This is a genomic window from Sporosarcina sp. P12(2017), from assembly GCF_002743035.1.
Taxonomy (GTDB): domain Bacteria; phylum Bacillota; class Bacilli; order Bacillales_A; family Planococcaceae; genus Sporosarcina; species Sporosarcina ureae.
Map to the genome: position 1 here is coordinate 1 of NZ_PDYL01000038.1, position 1,763 is coordinate 1,763.

Genomic DNA, 1,763 nt, shown 5'->3' on the forward strand with positions numbered 1-1,763 from the left:
AACCCGCGATCTCCTGCGTGACAGGCAGGCATGTTAACCGCTACACCACGGGACCTTGGTTGCGGGGACAGGATTTGAACCTGTGACCTTTGGGTTATGAGCCCAACGAGCTACCACTGCTCCACCCCGCGACAATACAATTGTTTCTTTATTAATATCTTAACGCCTTTATTATCTTAACATAACTACTTAGTAAAGTAAAGCTTTTGTTAAAGAAAATATGGCGGAGGAAGAGGGATTCGAACCCCCGCGGGCTTTAACACCCCTGTCGGTTTTCAAGACCAATCCCTTCAGCCGGGCTTGGGTATTCCTCCGTGAAATAAATAATCTGGTGGACCTTGCAGGACTCGAACCTGCGACCGGACGGTTATGAGCCGTCTGCTCTAACCAACTGAGCTAAAGGTCCTTAGGATAGCGGCGGAGGGATTTGAACCCCCGACCCTACGGGTATGAACCGTATGCTCTAGCCAACTGAGCTACGCCGCTGCAATTAGTCAGTCATAAAACATTATTGGTGGAGCCTAACGGGATCGAACCGTTGACCTCCTGCGTGCAAGGCAGGCGCTCTCCCAGCTGAGCTAAGGCCCCAATAAGTGGTCGGGAAGACAGGATTCGAACCTGCGACCCCTTGGTCCCAAACCAAGTGCTCTACCAAGCTGAGCTACTTCCCGACTATAAAGGATATAGAATTTATAAATAATATGGCGCGCCTGGCAGGAGTCGAACCCACAACCTTCTGATCCGTAGTCAGACGCTCTATCCAATTGAGCTACAGGCGCATATTATAAAATTAATTGGTGCCGAGAACCGGAATCGAACCGGTACGGTAGTCACCTACCGCAGGATTTTAAGTCCTGTGCGTCTGCCAGTTCCGCCACCCCGGCAAGGATGAAAAAGCGGAAGACGGGATTCGAACCCGCGACCCCGACCTTGGCAAGGTCGTATTCTACCACTGAACTACTTCCGCATTAAAGTGCGGGTGAAGGGAGTCGAACCCCCACGCCCGAAGGCACTAGATCCTAAGTCTAGCGTGTCTGCCAGTTCCACCACACCCGCAATATATTACTGTGCAAAAATGGTGAGCCGTACAGGATTCGAACCTGTGACCCTCTGATTAAAAGTCAGATGCTCTACCAACTGAGCTAACGGCTCGTACTAAGTGGTGCCGGCGAAAGGACTTGAACCCTCAACCTACTGATTACAAGTCAGTTGCTCTACCAGTTGAGCTACACCGGCAGGTGTAGAAATATATGGTGGAGGATGACGGGCTCGAACCGCCGACCCCCTGCTTGTAAGGCAGGTGCTCTCCCAGCTGAGCTAATCCTCCTGGGTATAATTATAGTGTTGAATTAGTATATTCTTTTTCTATTTGATCAATAGGTTATGTATAAAACACTCAGTATTAATCTTAAGAATAGAATTGCCTGGCGACGTCTTACTCTCACAGGGGGAAACCCCCAACTACCATCAGCGCTGAAGAGCTTAACTTCCGTGTTCGGTATGGGAACGGGTGTGACCTCTTCGCTATCGTCACCAGACTGTGCATCCTCTTTTTGAGGACATTTACTATTATAACACTTGTTATTATTAATGCAAGTATTATTTTTAATAATTTTCGAGTAAAGCTTGTTCACTCAAAACTGAATAAAAGACATTGGTGTAGTTCAAGTAACTACTTTTTAAAATAGGTTAAGTCCTCGATCGATTAGTATCTGTCAGCTACATACGTCGCCGTACTTACACCCCAGACCTATCCACCTCAT

At 47.9% G+C, this 1,763-nt stretch carries 13 tRNA genes and 1 rRNA gene; all 14 read right to left on the reverse strand.

From position 1 onward, the window contains the following. Window positions 1-56: 56 nt before the first annotated feature. The 14 genes from CSV80_RS17175 to rrf all read right to left on the reverse strand — a co-directional run bounded on the left by CSV80_RS17175 (window position 57) and on the right by rrf (window position 1,538). Window positions 57-131: transfer RNA gene (locus CSV80_RS17175), tRNA-Met, on the reverse strand. Between the two features lie 90 nt (window positions 132-221). Beyond that, window positions 222-314: transfer RNA gene (locus CSV80_RS17180), tRNA-Ser, on the reverse strand. Window positions 315-329: 15 nt separating this feature from the next. Next, window positions 330-406: transfer RNA gene (locus tag CSV80_RS17185), tRNA-Ile, on the reverse strand. Window positions 407-412: 6 nt separating this feature from the next. Continuing rightward, window positions 413-486, reverse strand: a tRNA-Met gene (locus CSV80_RS17190). 26 nt (window positions 487-512) lie between these two features. Then, window positions 513-588, reverse strand: a tRNA-Ala gene (locus CSV80_RS17195). Window positions 589-594: 6 nt separating this feature from the next. Then, window positions 595-671: transfer RNA gene (locus tag CSV80_RS17200), tRNA-Pro, on the reverse strand. A gap of 31 nt (window positions 672-702) precedes the next feature. Next, window positions 703-779: transfer RNA gene (locus tag CSV80_RS17205), tRNA-Arg, on the reverse strand. 16 nt (window positions 780-795) lie between these two features. After that, window positions 796-884, reverse strand: a tRNA-Leu gene (locus CSV80_RS17210). An 11-nt stretch (window positions 885-895) separates the two neighbouring features. Continuing rightward, window positions 896-967, reverse strand: a tRNA-Gly gene (locus CSV80_RS17215). A 7-nt stretch (window positions 968-974) separates the two neighbouring features. Continuing rightward, window positions 975-1,056 (reverse strand) — tRNA-Leu (locus tag CSV80_RS17220). Window positions 1,057-1,076: 20 nt separating this feature from the next. Next, a tRNA-Lys gene (locus CSV80_RS17225) sits at window positions 1,077-1,152 on the reverse strand. Between the two features lie 8 nt (window positions 1,153-1,160). Then, window positions 1,161-1,236: transfer RNA gene (locus tag CSV80_RS17230), tRNA-Thr, on the reverse strand. 15 nt (window positions 1,237-1,251) lie between these two features. Continuing rightward, window positions 1,252-1,327: transfer RNA gene (locus tag CSV80_RS17235), tRNA-Val, on the reverse strand. A gap of 95 nt (window positions 1,328-1,422) precedes the next feature. Then, window positions 1,423-1,538 (reverse strand): 5S ribosomal RNA (rrf, locus tag CSV80_RS17240). Window positions 1,539-1,763: the final 225 nt, after the last annotated feature.